Genomic DNA, 17,208 nt, shown 5'->3' on the forward strand with positions numbered 1-17,208 from the left:
GTTGCGGGCGATGTGAGTGGGTGCCCGCAGCATCAGACAGAACACCGTGCCACGGGAACAACGGGGCACTTCAGGGCGTTTTCGCCCGTACAGGGAGGCGGCATGACAGAGACGGCGAGCGGTCCGGCACGGAGTTCCCGCGCCAAGAGCACCAAGGCGAGCAAGGGCCTGCGTATCGAGCGCATCCACACCACCCCTGGTGTCCACCCGTACGACGAGGTGGCCTGGGAGCGCCGTGACGTCGTCATGACCAACTGGCGCGACGGCTCGGTCAACTTCGAGCAGCGTGGCGTCGAGTTCCCCGACTTCTGGTCGGTGAATGCGGTCAACATCGTCACCAGCAAGTACTTCCGCGGTGCCGTCGGCACCCCGCAGCGTGAGACCAGCCTCAAGCAGCTGATCGACCGCATCGTGAAGACGTACCGGAAGGCCGGAGAAGACCACAAGTACTTCGCCTCGCCGGCCGACGCCGAGATCTTCGAGCACGAGCTGGCCTACGCCCTCCTGCACCAGATCTTCAGCTTCAACAGCCCTGTCTGGTTCAACGTCGGCACCAAGCAGCCCCAGCAGGTCTCCGCCTGCTTCATCCTGTCCGTCGACGACTCCATGGAGTCGATCCTCGACTGGTACAAGGAAGAGGGCATGATCTTCAAGGGCGGCTCCGGTGCCGGCCTGAACCTCTCCCGGATCCGTTCCTCCAAGGAGCTGCTGTCCTCCGGTGGCAATGCCTCCGGTCCGGTCTCCTTCATGCGCGGCGCCGACGCCTCCGCAGGAACGATCAAGTCCGGTGGCGCCACCCGCCGCGCCGCCAAGATGGTCGTCCTCGACGTGGACCACCCCGACATCGAGGACTTCATCGAGACCAAGGTCAAGGAAGAGGAGAAGATCCGCGTCCTGCGCGACGCGGGCTTCGACATGGACCTGGGCGGCGACGACATCGCGTCCGTCCAGTACCAGAACGCCAACAACTCGGTCCGTGTGAACGACGAGTTCATGACGGCCGTCGAGCAGGGTGGCAAGTTCGGGCTGCGCGGCCGGATGACCGGCGAGGTCATCGAGGAGGTCGACGCCAAGCAGCTCTTCCGCAAGATCGCCGAGGCCGCCTGGGCCTGCGCCGACCCCGGCATCCAGTACGACGACACCATCAACAACTGGCACACCTGCCCCGAGTCCGGCCGGATCACCGCGTCGAACCCGTGCAGCGAGTACATGCACCTGGACAACACGTCCTGCAACCTGGCCTCGCTGAACCTGATGAAGTTCCTGAAGGACGACGGCAAGGGCAACCAGTCCTTCGAGGCCGAGCGCTTCCAGAAGGTCGTCGAGCTGGTCATCACCGCGATGGACATCTCGATCTGCTTCGCCGACTTCCCGACCCAGAAGATCGGCGAGAACACGCGCGCGTTCCGCCAGCTCGGTATCGGCTACGCCAACCTCGGTGCCCTGCTGATGGCCACGGGCCACGCCTACGACTCCGACGGCGGCCGCTCCCTCGCCGGCGCCATCACCTCCCTGATGACGGGTACGGCGTACCGCCGCTCCGCCGAACTCGCCGCGGTCGTCGGCCCGTACGACGGGTACGCCCGCAACGCCGACGCCCACAAGCGCGTCATGAAGCAGCACTCCGACGCCAACGACAAGGCCGTCCGCATGGACGACCTGGACACCCCGGTGTGGGCCGCCGCCAGCGAGTCGTGGCAGGACGTCCTGCGCCTCGGGGAGAAGAACGGTTTCCGTAACTCCCAGGCGTCCGTGCTGGCCCCGACCGGCACCATCGGCCTCGCGATGTCCTGCGACACCACCGGTGTCGAGCCCGACCTCGCCCTGGTCAAGTTCAAGAAGCTGGTCGGCGGCGGCTCGATGCAGATCGTCAACGGCACCGTGCCGCAGGCCCTGCGCCGCCTCGGCTACCTGGAAGAGCAGATCGAGGCGATCGTCGCCCACATCGCCGAGCACGGCAACGTGATCGACGCCCCGGGCCTCAAGCCCGAGCACTACGAGGTGTTCGACTGTGCCATGGGCGAGCGGGCCATCTCCCCGATGGGCCACGTCCGCATGATGGCCGCGATCCAGCCGTGGATCTCAGGCGCCATCTCCAAGACGGTCAACATGCCGGAGACGGCGACCGTCGAGGAGGTCGAGGAGATCTACTTCGAGGCCTGGAAGCTGGGCGTCAAGGCGCTCGCGATCTACCGCGACAACTGCAAGGTCGGCCAGCCGCTCTCCACCAAGAAGTGGGAGGAGAAGGCCGAGGAGCCCGCGGCCGTCGAGGCCAAGGTCGAGAAGGTCGTCGAGTACCGTCCGGTCCGCAAGCGCCTCCCGAAGGGACGTCCCGGCATCACCACGTCCTTCACTGTCGGCGGCGCCGAGGGCTACATGACCGCCAACTCCTACCCGGACGACGGTCTGGGCGAGGTCTTCCTCAAGATGTCCAAGCAGGGCTCGACCCTCGCGGGCATGATGGACGCCTTCTCCATCGCGGTCTCGGTCGGCCTCCAGTACGGCGTCCCGCTGGAGACGTACGTCTCGAAGTTCACGAACATGCGCTTCGAGCCGGCCGGCATGACGGACGACCCGGACGTGCGGATGGCGCAGTCGATCGTCGACTACATCTTCCGCCGCCTGGCGCTGGACTTCCTGCCGTTCGAGACGCGTTCCGCGCTCGGCATCCACTCGGCCGAGGAGCGTCAGCGTCACCTGGAGACCGGTTCGTACGAGCAGACCATCGGCGATGACGAGGTCGACGTGGAGGGCCTGGCCCAGTCCGCGCCGCGGGCCCAGGAGCTGAAGGCCGTCTCCGCGCCGAAGAACGAAGAGGCGGCCAAGCCCGCCCCGCAGACGGCCCACACCAGCGCCGAACTGGTGGAGATGCAGCTGGGCATCCAGGCCGACGCTCCGCTGTGCTTCTCCTGCGGTACGAAGATGCAGCGCGCCGGTTCCTGCTACATCTGCGAGGGCTGCGGCTCGACCAGCGGTTGCAGCTGACGCCGAGCGCCTGAGCCGATGACAGAGGGGCACCGCCTTCGGGCCGGTGCCCCTCTTGTCGTCACGGGCCGCCGATGCCGGGAAGCCTGTCCAGCACGCCGTTCAGCCCCGACCGGACGGTGTCCTGGTCACCGGTGTCCAACCCGTGCGCGACCTCGTACCAGGGGCCCAGGCAGTGCCATATCCGTGAGCGTTCGCGTAACGCCGCCTGTGCCCCGTAGGCGGCGGCGAACGCCGGTGAGCTGCCGTTGAGCGCCCATGCCAGGTCGATGGCGTGGTCTCCGATGTGCGCGTCGCCGAAGTCGATGACACCGGTGAGGGCGCCGTCCTGGGCCAGCAGATGCTCGGGTCCGGGATCCCCGTGGACGAGGGCATCGGCGGGCAGCGCGCTGACGGCCTCCAGCAGGGCGGCGGCGGGGTCGTGCCGGTCCGGCGGCAGGAGGGGCAGGTGGCGCGTCCGGAAGTCGTCCGCCAGCCAGGCGCGTTCCTGGAGCACCTCCCGCGCGGGTGGCACGCCGCGTCGCACGGCCTCGCCGGCAGCCGCCCGGTGCAAAGCCCACAGGAAGAGTCCCAAGGTGCGTCCCTGGGAGGCATCCAGCTCCTCCAGGGGTTCACCCGGGACCATGAAATGCCGAACAGTGAGCGGATCGTCCGACACGATGTGCGGCACTGGCACTGGCACTGGCACGGCGAGCGGCAGCTGCGGCGCGAGCCAGGGCGGCGGGCGGGTCTCCGTCCGGAGCTGGCGCTCCACGTCCGGGCGGCGGGGACGGCGTTCGACCCAGCGGCCGTCGACCAGCCGGGCCTCGCAGTCTCAGCCGTCCGGGAAGACCGAGTTCACCCCTGGTTCCCGAGGGCTCTCCGGGCAGGACTCAGGGCCGGGGCGCGGCACCCATTGTCCTGGCGAAGTCCACGGGGTCACCCTCGAAACCACGGAGGCCGGGGCGGAAGTCCCAGGGACCGGAGCCGTCCCGGACGAACTCCGCGACCGTCGTCGCCGTGGCCCCCAGGACACCGCCGAAGTCGTCCTCGGCCAGGACCGTGTACCCCTCGCGGATGCGAAGCCCGGGGTTCACCACACTGACGAACGTGCGCTCCGCCGGGCGCTGCTGGATGACGACACCGACCACCACGCGCGCGTACCGGCCGTCGAGCCGGTCGAGTTCCAGCGTCATGACTTCGTCGTAGCCGAAGCCCTGGCCGTCCTTGCTGTCCCGGTTGAGATAGATGGTGCCATCGGGGGAGCGGCTGTCGAAGTGCACCAGATAGGCCGGATCGCCGTGAGGAGCGTCCGCCAGATAGGTCGCCGCGACGAGGTCCAGGTCGGTGGACGGCTGCCCCGCCGGACTGGGATCCCACCGCACCGCGATCTCGACCTTGCGCAGCCCCTTGTTCAGCCCGTCCACCAGCGTCCCCTTCCCCGTACCGACCCGCCCGTCCGCCTCAACTGCCGGGCAGCCATGACTGTTTGTCCATCCTGCCACGCGTGCGGGTGCGCGCGCCGGAGAGCGGTCCAGCCGAGAGTGACCGGCGCCACGCTCCGTGGCCTTACCATGGCGCGGTGCTGGTCAAGTGGATTCGCTGCACTGTGGTGGACCGCCGCGGTTTCGAGCGGGGGCAGCGGAAGTGGGCGGGGCTTCTGGGGGAGCCGGGGTTTCGGGGACAGGGGGGTGGCTGGAGCAGGGGGCGGCCGGACGTGGCGCACATCTTCGCGTTCTGGGAGAGCCGCGCCTTCTACGACTCCTTCATGGCGCGTTCCCACGACCGGCTCGCGTCGGCCCAGTCGGGCACGTTCAAGGACGCCCAGATCAGGCTCTTCGACTACCGCTTCGATGTGAAGACCGGGTTCGAACCGCGCTTCACGGACGCCGACCTGCTGCGCGTGGCGCTCTGCCGTGTCCACGAGGAGCGGGTCGAGCATTTCGTGCTGATGCAGGAGAAGGTCTGGAACCCGGCGATGGCCGGCTCGCCCGGCATGGTGCGCGGGCTGTTCGGCGAGGCACCCGGGAACGAGTTCATGGTGCTGTCGATGTGGCGGTCGGCCGCCGAGCACGGCAAGTACCGCACGGAACGCGTCGAGCGACTCGCCCTGCGAGCCCAGACGGAGGCGGACGTCGCAGCGCTGACCGGGGACGTCGTGGACATGGAGCCGAGCTGGACGGTCTGAGGTCCGGGTGGGCCGGGCGAACCGGACTGATTGATTCCGGTCGGACCAGCGTGCGACCTGTGTGATCTGTGGTGCGGAATGTGTGTGACCTACGCTGTATGGGCGCGGTACGAGTGCTCGATGGGGTCCTACCCGATCTAGGGTTTTGGCATGGCACGACCACGGCGCATCGTCCTTGTCCGGCACGGCGAGTCAACGGGCAATGTTGATGACTCCGTGTACGAGCGTGAACCCGACCACGCCCTGGCGCTGACCGAGCGGGGCCGGCGGCAGGCGGAGGCGACGGGCGAGCAGTTGCGCGAGCTGTTCGGCGGCGAGCGCGTCAGCGTCTACGTCTCCCCGTACCGCCGCACGCACGAGACGCTGCGCGCCTTCCGCCTCGACCCCGGGCTCATACGGGTACGCGAGGAACCCCGGCTGCGCGAGCAGGACTGGGGCAACTGGCAGGACCGTGACGAGGTCCGCCTCCAGAAGACCTACCGCGACGCGTACGGCCACTTCTTCTACCGTTTCGCCCAGGGCGAGTCCGGCGCCGACGTCTACGACCGGGTCGGCGGCTTCCTGGAGAGCCTGTTCCGCAGCTTCGAGGATCCCGACCATCCGCCGAACGTCCTGATCGTCACCCATGGTCTGGCCATGCGGCTGTTCTGCATGCGGTGGTTCCACTGGACGGTCGCCGAGTTCGAGTCGCTGTCGAACCCGGGGAACGGCGAGGTGCGGATGCTCGTTCTGGGAGACGACGGCAAGTACACGCTGGACCGGCCGTTCGACCGCTGGCGAGATCCCGAGCCCTACGGGATCACTGGATAGAGTGGCAGGCCGATGACCGCTGATTCCTCCACCGAGGGGCGCCTGGACCGCGCACTTGCCAGCCTGCGCGGACTGTCCGTCGGGGACGCCCTGGGCTCCCAGTACTTCGTGCCCGTGAACTACCCGCTGCTGAAGCGCCGCGAGATTCCCTCCGGGTCGTGGCAGTGGACCGACGACACGGAGATGGCCGGCTCCGTCGTCGCCGTCCTGGTCGCTCACCACCGCATCGACCAGGACGCCCTGGCCCGCTCCTTCGCCGAGCACCACGATGCCGACCGGGGCTACGGTCCCGCGGTCAACCGCCTGCTGCGGCTCGTCCGGGAGGGCGGCGGCTGGCGCGAACTCGCCGCCGCGCTCTTCAACGGACAGGGGTCCTGGGGCAACGGCGCCGCGATGCGGATCGCCCCGCTGGGCGCCTGGTACGCGGACGACCCGGAGCAGGCGACGCACCAGGCGGAGATCTCGGCCTACACCACCCACCAGCATCGCGAGGCCGTCGTCGGTGCCATGGCCGTCTCCGCGGCAGCCGCGTTCGCCGCTGCCCCCGGCGGGCCGCCTGATGCCGAAGCCCTCCTCGACGGGGTCATCGATCTCGTGCCGAAGAAGAGCGCGGTGGGCGCGGGACTGCGCCGGGCCCGGGACATGCTCGACTACGCCGACCCGGCCACGGTCGCGGCGGTACTGGGCTGCGGACGGCGGACGACCGCCCACGACACCGTGCCCTTCGCCCTCTGGTCGGCCGCGCGAAGTCTCGGTGACTACCAGCAGGCTTTCTGGACGACCGCCCAGGTCGGCGGGGACGTCGACACCACCTGTGCCATCGTGGGCGGCGTGATCGCCTCGGGCAAGACGGGGGCGCCGCCCGCCGAGTGGGTGGCGCGGACGGAGCCGCTGCCGGACTGGGTGCCTGCGTCGGTCTAGCGGTCAGAGCTCTTCCGCACGGGGTCCAGTCATCGGAAATCGGCTGGTCATCAGAACTCACCGTACGCATCCGAAACTCTCCGTGCGCGTCGGGAACTCTACGTGACCTCCCGCTCGTTGTCGTGACATCCGCGGTGTGAGCCATGAGGTGGCCCACGCTGAAGGTGCGTACAGGGAGCGCGACGGGGGTGATCATGGAGGTCCTGCTGACCGTTCTGCTCCACTGGTGGAACGAGTGCGCACGCCGCCTGGGACATGCGCAGCTGGTCACGGACCGGCGCGGCGGCCGCCGGCAGGCTCCTTACGAGCCGGCCGGTGAGCCGCCGACGCCGTCCCCCGGTGCCTTCGCGTCAGCCCAGCCCCGGCCCGGCCGAGCCGGAGAGCGCCTCCAGGTCGCTCTTGCGGACCCGGATCACCAACCAGGCGGTGGCCAGGGCGAGGACGGCCATGGCCGCGGCCGGGACGAAGGCGGCGGAGATGCCCTGGGCCAGCACCTCGTGCCCCCACGGCGCGGGCAACTGGTGCGTCGTGGCGAACTCCGCCTTCTGCTCGGGGGAGCCCTCGGCCATGAACTGCGGAAGCTGCTTCTCCGCTTCGTCCCTGGTCGCCGTGCCGAACACGGTCGTCAGGATGGACAGACCCAGCGATCCGCCCACCTGCTGGGTGGTGTTGAGCAGCCCGGAGGCGGCGCCCGCCTCGTGCTGGGCGACTCCCGAGACGGCGGTGAGCGTCAGCGTGACGAAGTTCAGGCCCATGCCGAAGCCGAACACCAGCATCGGACCGAGAACCCCGCCGACGTACGAGCTGTCGGAGCTGATGAGCGCCTGCCAGGCCAGTCCGATCGCCGCGAGCGCCGAGCCCAGGAGCATGAAGGGCTTCGGACCCAGCACGGGCAGGAACCGCTGCGACAGCCCCGCGCCGAGCGCGATCACGACGGTCACGGGCAGGAAGGCGAGCCCCGCCTCGATCGGGCTGTAGCCGAGCACGTTCTGTACGAACAGCACGATGTAGAAGAACATGCCGAACATCGCCGCCGCGAGGCTCAGCATGATCACGTACGTGCCCGAGCGGTTCCGGTCGGTGAACATCCGCAGCGGGGTGATCGGCTCCTTGGCCCGGGACTCGATGATCCCGAAGGCCAGCAGCAGGACCACCGCGGCGGCGAAGGACCCGATGGTGAGGCTGTCCCGCCAGCCCTCGTCCGCCGCCCGTATGAAGCCGTAGACGAGGGATGCCATGCCCGCGGTCGAGGTCACCGCCCCCGCTATGTCGAAGCGTCCGGTGTGCCGCTCGGACTCGCTGATGTACAGCGGGGTGAGCACGGCGATCAGCACACCGATCGGCACGTTCACGAAGAGCACCCAGCGCCAGTCGAGCCACTCGGTGAGCATGCCGCCCGCGAGCAGGCCGATGGCACCACCACCCGCGGACACCGCGGCGAAGACACCGAAGGCCCGGTTGCGCTCCGGGCCCTCGGGGAACGTGGTGGTGATGAGCGCCAGCGAGGTGGGCGACGCGATCGCGCCTCCCACGCCCTGGAGGACCCGCGCGGCCAGCAACTGCCACGGCTCCTGGGCCAGCCCGCCGAGCAGCGAGGCGAAGGTGAACAGCAGGATGCCGGTCATGAACACCCTGCGGCGCCCGAGGATGTCACCGGCGCGGCCGCCGAGGAGCAGCAGACCGCCGAAGGTGAGTGTGTAGGAGCTGACGACCCAGGTGAGGTCGGTGGTGCTGAACTTGAGTGCGTCTTGAATGTGCGGGAGTGCGATGTTCACAATCGTCGCGTCGAGTACCACCATGAGTTGGCAGGCCGCGATGACGGTGAGCGCGATGCCGGGGTGTCCCTCCCGGCGTGCCGTACCTGGCTTCTCGTCCTTGAGCAATGGAGAGGTTGTCACTATGGGTCCCCCACGAGTGCGTTAGTGAACGCTCGCGTTCACTGTCGCGTCAAAGGTAGTGAGTCCCCGACAGTGAACGCAAGCGTTCACTTGTGGCGTCGTCGTGCGGCACGTCCCCCTTTGCCGCCGTCCGGCACGCCCCCCAACCCCGAAATCCCCGCTTCATCTGCTCGTTGGAGAGAGTTCGATGGTTACCCCGAGTTGGGCGGACGCCCCCGCTCAGACGGCGGCCCGCCGCCGCGGCGCCGTACTCGAACGCGCGATCCTCGACGCCGCGCTGGACCAACTCAGCACCGTCGGCTGGAACGGCCTGACGATGGAAGGCGTTGCCGCCGGTGCCCAGACCGGAAAGGCGGCCGTCTACCGGCGCTGGCCGTCCAAGGAGGACCTCGTCGCCGACGCCCTGCGCGCCGGGCTGCCGCATTTCGACGCGGTCCCGGACGAGGGGAGTGTGCGTGAGGACCTCTTGACGCTGTGCCGGAGAGCCCGCGACGCGATGTTCTCCCGCCCGGGTTTCGCGCTTCGCTCGGTGATTCACGAATGCGACACGACGCAGGCGGAGCGCTTCCATGCCGTGATCTTCGACGGGGTTGTGGAGCCCACCATCAAGATGCTGCGGGAAGTCATCGAGCGGGGGATCAGGCGAGGGGAGGTACGTTCCGACGCCGCGAACGGATACGTCTTCGACGCCATCCCGGCGATGATGATGTACCGCTCCAAGATGTGCGGCTGTGAATGGCGGGACCAGGAAATCGAGGAGATGATCGACCAGTTGATGGTTCCGCTGCTGCAGTCGAGCGGCGCCTGACCGGGGGCCGGCGAGCGTCGGGGCGCTGCGAGGGCCTACCGGGGTGTCGCGGGCGGTTCCGGGCGGCGTAACCTAGGGTCGCCATGCCGTACGAACCGCCTACCCACACCGTCGAGCGCTCCCTTCGAGCCACGACCGGAGCGAAGATCGTTGCAGGTGTCGACGAGGTGGGGCGCGGCGCGTGGGCCGGTCCCGTCACTGTCTGCGCGGCGATCACCGGACTGCGCCGGCCGCCCGAGGGTCTCACCGACTCGAAGCTGCTCACCATCAAGCGACGCACCGAACTCGCCGAGGAACTGCGGAAGTGGGTGACGTCGTACGCCCTGGGGCACGCCTCCCCGGAAGAGATAGACAGCCTGGGGATGACGGCCGCGCTGCGGCTCGCCGCGGGCCGTGCCCTGGACGCCCTGCCGGTCCGCCCCGACGCCATCATCCTCGACGGCAAGCACGACTATCTCGGTGCGCCCTGGCGGGTCCGTACGGTGATCAAGGGCGACCAGTCATGCGTGGCGGTCGCGGCGGCCTCGGTGATCGCCAAGGTCCAGCGCGACAAAATGATGGCCGAACTGGGTATCGACCATGCAGACTTCGGTTTTGCGGACAACGCCGGGTATCCCTCACCCGTGCACAAGGCCGCACTGGCGGAGCGGGGCCCCACCCCCTACCACCGGTTGTCGTGGGCGTATCTTGATGCGCTGCCCCAGTGGCGGCACCTCAAGAAGGTCCGCAGCTGGACGGACGGAAGTGTTCCGGAAATCGAGGGTCAGCTGGGCTTCGATTTCTGACGGTTTCGTTCGCACGCATGCGCCACCCGCCGACGCGGGCCGTACCAACGTTTGATAAATATCAACCCATGCCTCTCATTCCCGAGGAGCCTCAGATTCACGAGAGTGCCCAGGGTCCCCGCGCCACTCCGGCCAGCGGCCGCACCGCGCAGACCCCTCGCCCCGTACCCGGCCCCCGCCCCGCGGCTCCGTCGCGTCCCGGTCGTCCCGGTCCTGTGCGGCCCGCGCCGCCAGTGCAGCGCACCCCGCGTGACGCAGCCGCCAAGCCCGGTCCGTCGGGTCCCGCAGCCGGTGCCGACGCTCCGGCCACCCCGCAGATCCAGCTGATCCCGGCTTCCGCCGAAGGCGCGCTCGACGCCGCCGAGGAGGCCGTGGACCTGCTCCTGGACTCCGGTCGCGCCCCCGGCGACGTCCTGGTGATCACGACCGGCGAACAGCACCCGTGGGCCGCCCACGAGCTGTCGTTCGGCGAGACCTCCTACTGGGCTCAGCATGACGCCGGTGACGACGTCTTCTACACGGACGCCACCGTCGCCGACCGTGCCGCGTCTCGTCCGGTGGTCGTGGTCGCCGTCAACGGCGGTGTCGAGGCCGCAGCCGCGAGCGCCCTGTCCGTGGCCCACTCCCGGGCCACCGCCCTGCTGATCGTCTGCGGTGATCCGCAGCGGATCAACTCGGTGCTGGGCACGAGCGTCTGAGTCGGTTCCGTGGCGCCCTGCCGGGCGCCGGGGGCCGGCCTCAGGCGCCGCTTCGGCGGCTCCGCACGTCGGGTGGTTCGGCATGCCCGGAGGGCTGGGCGCCGTGGCTGCGCACGGTCCTGCCCGCATGGCCTCATTGCCGTTGGGGACGCTCGTTCCGACTGCCCGTCACAGGAACCGTGGTGTGCCGTACGACGGGGTACGCCCCTTCAGCCGGACGGATCCCACCCTGTGCGGAATGATCTGCACAGGGGCGGCATGTCCCAGGGAGGGCCTGCCCCAGGGCCGGGGTCTGGTCCAGGGACCTCAGCGGGCCGCCGCAGCGCGGCGCAGCACTTCGGAAGCGGCGCCACCGGTGCGCGGCAGCGGTGGCGGTGCCTCCGACGTGTCGAACGGCTCCGGTGCCGACGCAGAGTGAGGGCGGCGTCCGCCGCGGCCCTCGCCGAGCACCTGCCAGCCGTCGCGGGTCAGCGTGATGTACGCCCCGCAGCGCAGCCCGTGCAGGGTGCAGGCGTCGCGCAGCCCCCACATCCACGCGCCGTCCTCCTCGGTCCAACGCGCGTCGCCCTCACGGCAGTAGAGCAGCACGGCGGTGCGTACCGGTGTGCGGCGTCGCAGATCGTGCGGGATGATCCGGCGCAGCTGCGCCAGCAGCACGTTGCGGAACATCCAGCCGTCGGCCGGGGCCGTCCGGCGGACGAACGAGGCGCTCGCCCGCAGCCGCTCGTCCGGATCGAGCACGGCGATGACAGCGGTCGCCGGCTGCGGGTGGTGCCGGGCGTGCAGTCCGCTGACGACTTCACGGGGGTTGCGGAGCAACGGGATCCCGGCGGCGGCCCATTCCGCGGGTTCGAGCAAGCGGTTGGCGGAAGCGGCGGACGTCGACGCCGCTGCCGAGGCCGGAGCGAATCCGAAGGTCACGGTCCTCCCTTCGGCTACGCGCCCACACTGCGGGCGGGGTCGGAATCGGGGAGCGCGCACCGCAGCGAGGCCCTACCGGATCGGCGGTCGTACCGTGCGGGAGCGGACCTCAATTCTTCCTGTCGAACTTGAATGCGGCAACGAGCAATTGGCGCAGTCGACCGTTATCAGATGATGCGCGGCTAATATCCTCACCCTGCGCGTCGCCGGGCCACCCATGGGGCGTTCGAGCACGACACGTTCGTACGTCACGGGCGTGCGCGGTGTCCAGAGGTGTGCGCGACCGGGCAGGCGGCGGTGCCCGGTCGCAGGGCCGATGCCCGGCCTGGATGTGGCGGCTGCGCCCCTCGACGTGCGGTCATCCCTGGACGGCCAGCACCAGCGGCAACACCCCCTGCGCACCGGAGCGCCTGAGCATGCGGGCCGCGACCGCGAGGGTCCAGCCGGTCTCCGTGTAGTCGTCCACGAGGAGGACCGGGCCCTGGGCCTCGGCGAGGGCGGACGCGAGGGCGGGCGGCACGGCCAGTGCCCCGTCGAGCGCCTTCAGCCGCTGGGCGCTGTTGCTCCGGGGCCCCGGGTACACGTCGCCCGTGTACTCGACGGCGCCCAGCAGGGGCAGCCGGCCGACCTCGGCGATGCGCGCCCCCAGGGAGTGGATCAGCTGAGGCCGGGTGCGCGAGGCGACGGTGACGACGCCCACCGGGCGGGGCCGTGGGTCCGGCACGCCCTGGGCCCAGCCGCCGGGCCCCTTGGCCCAGTCGGCCAGCACCCCCACCACGGCCTTCGCCACGTCGTCCGGCACGGGTCCGTCGGGGGCCTGGGCCGCGAGCATGGGTCGTAGCCGGTTGCCCCAGCCGATGTCCGACAGGCGCCCCAACGCCCGCCCCGGCGCGGCCTGTTCGCCGGCCGGGATACGTCCCTTGAGGTCCACTCCGATCGCCGGCAGCCCGGTCGGCCACATCCGCCGGGGCTCCACTTCGACACCCGCACGCCCCAGGTCCACGCGTGCGGCGTCGAGCGTCTCCTCGGACATCTCTGCGGTGAAGCGGGGGCCCGCGCAGTTGTCGCAGCGACCGCAGGGCTTGGCGGCCTCGTCGTCCAGCTGGCGCTGCAAGAACTCCATCCGGCAGTCCGTCGTCGACGCGTACTCGCGCATCGCCTGCTGCTCGGCCTTGCGCTGCCGCGCCACCCACGCGTACCGCTCGGCGTCGTACGTCCAGGGCCGGCCCGTCGCGATCCAGCCTCCCTTGACCCGCTTGACCGCCCCGTCCACGTCGAGGACCTTGAGCATGGACTCCAGGCGGGAGCGGCGCAGCTCCACCAGGGGCTCCAAGGCGGGCAGGGAGAGGGGCTTGTCCGCGTGCGCGAGGATGTCGAGCGTGCGGCGCACCAGTTCTTCCGAGGGGAAGGCGAGCGACGCGAAGTACTCCCAGATCGCCTCGTCCTCCTTCCCGGGGAGCAGGAGCACCTCGGCGTGCTCCACGCCGCGTCCGGCGCGGCCCACTTGCTGGTAGTAGGCGATGGGGGAGGAGGGTGAACCGAGGTGCACCACGAAGCCCAGATCGGGCTTGTCGAAGCCCATGCCGAGCGCCGAGGTGGCGACCAGCGCCTTCACCTTGTTGGCGAGCAGGTCCTCCTCGGCCTGCTGACGGTCGGCGTTCTCCGTCTTGCCCGTGTACGAGGTGACCGTGTGCCCGCGCTGCCGGAGGAAGGCGGTGACCTCCTCGGCGGCGGCCACGGTGAGTGTGTAGATGATCCCGGAACCCGGCAGTTCACCGAGGTGTTCGGCGAGCCAGGCCATCCGGTGCGCGGCGTCCGACAGCCGGAGCACGCTCAGACTCAGGCTGTCCCGGTCCAGGGGGCCCCGTAGCACCAGGGCGTCCGAGCTGCCGCCCGTGCCGAGCTGTTCCGCGACGTCGGCCGTCACCCGCGCGTTGGCGGTGGCGGTGGTCGCGAGAACCGGCACACCGGGCGGGAGGTCGGCGAGCATCGTGCGCAGGCGGCGGTAGTCCGGCCGGAAGTCGTGGCCCCAGTCGGAGATGCAGTGCGCCTCGTCCACCACCAGCAGCCCGGTGGCGGCGGCGAGCCGGGGCAGCACCTGGTCCCGGAAGTCCGGGTTGTTGAGCCGCTCGGGACTCACCAGCAGGACGTCGACCTCGCCCGCGGCGATCTCGTCCTGAACTGCCTCCCACTCCTCGGTGTTGGAGGAGTTGATGGTCCGGGCGTGGATGCCGGCCCGGGCCGCCGCCTCGACCTGGTTGCGCATGAGCGCGAGCAACGGGGAGACGATCACGGTCGGACCGCTGCCCTGCGCCCGCAGCAGCGAGGTCGCCACGAAGTACACCGCGGACTTGCCCCAGCCCGTGCGCTGGACGACCAGGGCGCGGCGTCTGTCGGCGACCAGTGCCTCGATCGCCCGCCACTGGTCCTCGCGCAGCCGGGCCGTTCCCGAGACGTCCCCGACGAGACGAGCGAGGACTGTGTCGGCCGCCGCCCGGAGATCCGCGTTGCTCGTGTGCTCCATGCGTTCCATACAACAGGACGGCACTGACAGCGCGAGCGGTGCACGAGGTAATCCGGCGCCCCCTGTTTGCGGTGACGTGTCCCTGATCGGAGTTATCCACAGGGGCAAGCGGAGCTTTGGATTCCGCGAGATCGTCTCCGCATGACGAACCACAGCGAAGCGACTGGATCCTCTGAGAACGGCGACATCACCGGACCCGACGCGCACGGCAAGCGCAAGGACGGCGGACCGCTGAAGGGGGCGGGCGACGTCGCCGGACCGCATGTCCCCAGCCCCCCGTACGACGGGCACGGCGGCGAGCACCAGGTCACCCTGCGCACCCCGGCCGAACTGGCCGACGCCCTGCCGTATCTGCTCGGGTACCGCCCGGAGGACAGCATCGTCCTGGTCGCCCTGCACGACAGGGACGGGCGCGGCCGGTTCGGGGGCCGGGCCCGCCTCGGCATCCCCGCGAACGCGGACGACTGGCCGTCGGCGGCCCGGCAGCTGGCCCACGGGCTGGTGACAGGAAGCGAGCGCCGAGGGGCCCGCCCCGAGTCGATGGTCGCCTTCCTCTGCCAGGAACCGGAGAAGGGCGAGTCCGGCCGACAGGTCATGGAGCGGCTGAGGCCGCTGGCGCACAGGCTGCGCGTGGAGTGCGGCTCCCTGGACGTGACCGTGGTCGAGGCGCTGTGCATCTCCGACGGCCGTTACTGGTCGTTCTGCTGTGACAACGCAGTGTGCTGCCCGCCCGAGGGCGCCCCCATGGGCCTGCCCGGCACATCGGTACTGGCGGCCGCTGCCACCTACGCGGGCATCCAGGTGCGTGGCACGCTGCGGGAGCTGCGGGCCCGGCTGCTCCCCTGGGAGACCGCCGCCGCTCTCGAGCAGGAGACCGCCCTGGACACCGCCAGCCTGGCGCTGGTCCCGAGGATCCTGGACGACGCCGGCCGCGCCGACGTGGCCGACGAGACACTACGACTGGCCGGGCGGATCCTGGACCGTTTCGCCGGGGCACAGCCCGTCTACGGCACGCTCCTTGCGGATCTCCGCGACGACGAACTTCTCGCGCACGACGAGGCGGCCCGGCTGATCCTCGGTCTCCAGGACCGTGCGACCCGTGACCGCGCGGCCGAGTGGATGGAGGGTGACGAGGCCGGACTCGCCCTGCGCCTCTGGCGGTCGCTGGCCCGCCGTTGCGTCGGACCCTACGGCGAGCACGCCGCGGCGCCGCTCACTCTCGCCGGATGGGTCGCATGGTCCACGGGCGATGAACTGGAGGCCAGGGAAGCCCTTGCCATGGCCCTCGGTGCGGACCCTGACTATCTCTTCGCCCGTCTCCTGCACCAAGCCTGCAACGAAGGCCTCGACCCGGAGTCGATCCACAGTTGCCTGCGCGCGGAGCGCGACGGTCGTGGGTGCTCGGGAGCCGCCGAATCGGCGGCTCGGTCCGATGGCCTGGGTGCTCGGGTCGACGGCTGGGAAGCCGGGGCAGACGGCTCCCGGGCTCGGGCCGAGGAGTGTGTCGAGCGGGCGGAGGACTCCCTTGTCCCGACGGACGACTGCGTTGAGCGGGTGGGTGGCTCCCCGGCTGGGGAGGACCGTGTCGAGCAGGTCGGCAGCTCCCGGGCCAGGGTGGACGACTTGCCCGGACGGGCGGCCGGCTCCGAGCCGCAGACCGACGCCTCCCCGGCTCGGTCCGCCGCCGGCGATATCGCCGGCGGTGAGGCAGCTACGTCCGAGTTCGAGCCGGAGCCCGCAGCCGCGTCCACGGCGATCCCCTCACGTCGTCGACGCCGTACCCGTGCCGGTGCCGCCGGCACCGCCCCGGGTGATGCCCGCAGGGGAGCCCGAGCCCCCAGCGCCCGGGCTCCCCGTCGGCGTACTCCGGCAGGTCCTCCGCGCCCTGGCCATGCCGCAGGCGCCGGCACGCGCACCGGGCGAGCGACCACGGGCACGGCGCGCTCCGGCAGTGGGCGCACGAGCGGCACGCGCGCGCATCCGTCGGGGAAGACGGCCGGGCCGTGCGGGGACACCGGCGAGGAAGGCGCGCAGCCCGGCCAGGGCACGGAGGGGGAGGAGTGAGTGTCCTCCTGGCGGCCGCGACGCGCGCGGGGCGGTGGCACGGGCGTGACCCGAAGGAGGTTCCCGCCGTTCACCTGAGTGGCGGAACGCCTGGACGGGTGACGCCGTACCGCCCCTGCCCCGCCGGAACCCTCCGGCACCGGCGCCGAACTCGATCCAGGCGCACAGAGCGCAGAGGAAGCCTCCCCATGCATCAGCCGACTCCGCCCTCCGCCGCCGACGACCGCCACGCCCGGGGCGGGCCCCCACCGCCTCGTGGATCGGGGCCCGGCATTCCCGGGGCCGGCGCTCCACGGCCGGGGGCCCAGACCGCCCCTCCGCGGCCGGCGGCACGTGCCGCCGGATTCGGGCCCAGGTTCCCTGGAGGCGCGTTATCGGCCTCGCTGCCCACCGGTCAGGACTCATGCCCGCCCTCGACACCGGGCCGGGGCCGTTCGTCGCCGCAGGGGGCGGGCCAGAACCGTCGCCCTGGTTCGGCGTCGGGGTATGGCTCGCCCTCGCCGCCCCTGGCTCCGAGCCGGGGCCCGTCCTCCACAGGGCAGCGCGCCGCGCCGCCCCGGGGCGCCACGATCCCCGGGCTGCGCTGGTCCGCCGACCTGCCGCCCGCCCACACCATGATGATCTGTG

General features: G+C 70.7%; 13 protein-coding genes. 8 read left to right on the forward strand and 5 right to left on the reverse strand.

The window, feature by feature from the left end; genetic code table 11:
- Positions 1-102: 102 nt before the first annotated feature.
- Positions 103-2,985: a vitamin B12-dependent ribonucleotide reductase gene (locus tag ACFZDA_RS00315; RefSeq protein ID WP_391072628.1), complete on the forward strand. Its 2,883-nt coding sequence runs from the start codon at positions 103-105 to the stop codon at positions 2,983-2,985.
- 61 nt (positions 2,986-3,046) lie between these two features.
- Here the strand turns inward: ACFZDA_RS00315 and ACFZDA_RS00320 are convergent, their stop codons facing one another.
- The gene (locus ACFZDA_RS00320; protein ID WP_391074518.1) at positions 3,047-3,784 is read right to left on the reverse strand and encodes a phosphotransferase; all 738 of its coding nucleotides are present in this window, start codon (positions 3,782-3,784) and stop codon (positions 3,047-3,049) included.
- Between the two features lie 73 nt (positions 3,785-3,857).
- A complete protein-coding gene (locus tag ACFZDA_RS00325) occupies positions 3,858-4,391 on the reverse strand; it encodes a TerD family protein (protein ID WP_391072631.1) in 534 nt (177 codons plus the stop codon).
- A 155-nt stretch (positions 4,392-4,546) separates the two neighbouring features.
- Here ACFZDA_RS00325 and ACFZDA_RS00330 point away from each other — a divergent pair, with 155 nt between their 5' ends.
- From ACFZDA_RS00330 to ACFZDA_RS00340, 3 genes are all read left to right on the forward strand, one after another.
- Positions 4,547-5,152 carry a DUF4937 domain-containing protein gene (locus ACFZDA_RS00330; RefSeq protein ID WP_391072634.1) on the forward strand — a complete coding sequence of 202 codons (606 nt, stop codon included), beginning with the start codon at positions 4,547-4,549 and terminating at the stop codon, positions 5,150-5,152.
- Positions 5,153-5,302: 150 nt separating this feature from the next.
- Positions 5,303-5,962, forward strand: a complete 660-nt coding sequence (locus tag ACFZDA_RS00335; RefSeq protein WP_059417402.1) for a histidine phosphatase family protein — start codon at positions 5,303-5,305, stop codon at positions 5,960-5,962.
- Between the two features lie 12 nt (positions 5,963-5,974).
- Positions 5,975-6,883 (forward strand): ADP-ribosylglycohydrolase family protein, encoded by a 909-nt coding sequence (locus ACFZDA_RS00340; RefSeq protein ID WP_391072636.1) that lies wholly within the window; start codon positions 5,975-5,977, stop codon positions 6,881-6,883.
- Positions 6,884-7,233: 350 nt separating this feature from the next.
- Here the strand turns inward: ACFZDA_RS00340 and ACFZDA_RS00345 are convergent, their stop codons facing one another.
- Positions 7,234-8,781 carry a DHA2 family efflux MFS transporter permease subunit gene (locus ACFZDA_RS00345; protein ID WP_391072639.1) on the reverse strand — a complete coding sequence of 516 codons (1,548 nt, stop codon included), beginning with the start codon at positions 8,779-8,781 and terminating at the stop codon, positions 7,234-7,236.
- A 187-nt stretch (positions 8,782-8,968) separates the two neighbouring features.
- Here ACFZDA_RS00345 and ACFZDA_RS00350 point away from each other — a divergent pair, with 187 nt between their 5' ends.
- From ACFZDA_RS00350 to ACFZDA_RS00360, 3 genes are all read left to right on the forward strand, one after another.
- A complete protein-coding gene (locus tag ACFZDA_RS00350) occupies positions 8,969-9,589 on the forward strand; it encodes a TetR/AcrR family transcriptional regulator C-terminal ligand-binding domain-containing protein (protein ID WP_391072642.1) in 621 nt (206 codons plus the stop codon).
- Positions 9,590-9,672: 83 nt separating this feature from the next.
- Positions 9,673-10,374, forward strand: a complete 702-nt coding sequence (locus ACFZDA_RS00355; protein WP_391072645.1) for a ribonuclease HII — start codon at positions 9,673-9,675, stop codon at positions 10,372-10,374.
- Positions 10,375-10,442: 68 nt separating this feature from the next.
- Entirely contained in the window at positions 10,443-11,072 is a 630-nt protein-coding gene (locus ACFZDA_RS00360; protein WP_391072648.1) for a hypothetical protein, read from the forward strand.
- Between the two features lie 306 nt (positions 11,073-11,378).
- On the opposite strand, the gene ACFZDA_RS00365 is transcribed toward ACFZDA_RS00360, so the two are convergent.
- Together ACFZDA_RS00365 and ACFZDA_RS00370 are read right to left on the reverse strand one after the other, a co-directional pair.
- Entirely contained in the window at positions 11,379-11,993 is a 615-nt protein-coding gene (locus tag ACFZDA_RS00365; protein ID WP_086564991.1) for a hypothetical protein, read from the reverse strand.
- A 358-nt stretch (positions 11,994-12,351) separates the two neighbouring features.
- Positions 12,352-14,517 (reverse strand): RecQ family ATP-dependent DNA helicase, encoded by a 2,166-nt coding sequence (locus ACFZDA_RS00370; protein WP_391072652.1) that lies wholly within the window; start codon positions 14,515-14,517, stop codon positions 12,352-12,354.
- A gap of 141 nt (positions 14,518-14,658) precedes the next feature.
- Here ACFZDA_RS00370 and ACFZDA_RS00375 point away from each other — a divergent pair, with 141 nt between their 5' ends.
- On the forward strand, positions 14,659-16,581 hold the full coding sequence (locus ACFZDA_RS00375) for a DUF4192 family protein (protein ID WP_391072655.1): 1,923 nt from the start codon (positions 14,659-14,661) through the stop codon (positions 16,579-16,581).
- The last annotated feature ends 627 nt before the right edge of the window (positions 16,582-17,208 follow it).

The organism is Streptomyces sp. NPDC007991 (assembly GCF_042958445.1).
Classification (GTDB): Bacteria; Actinomycetota; Actinomycetes; order Streptomycetales; family Streptomycetaceae; genus Streptomyces.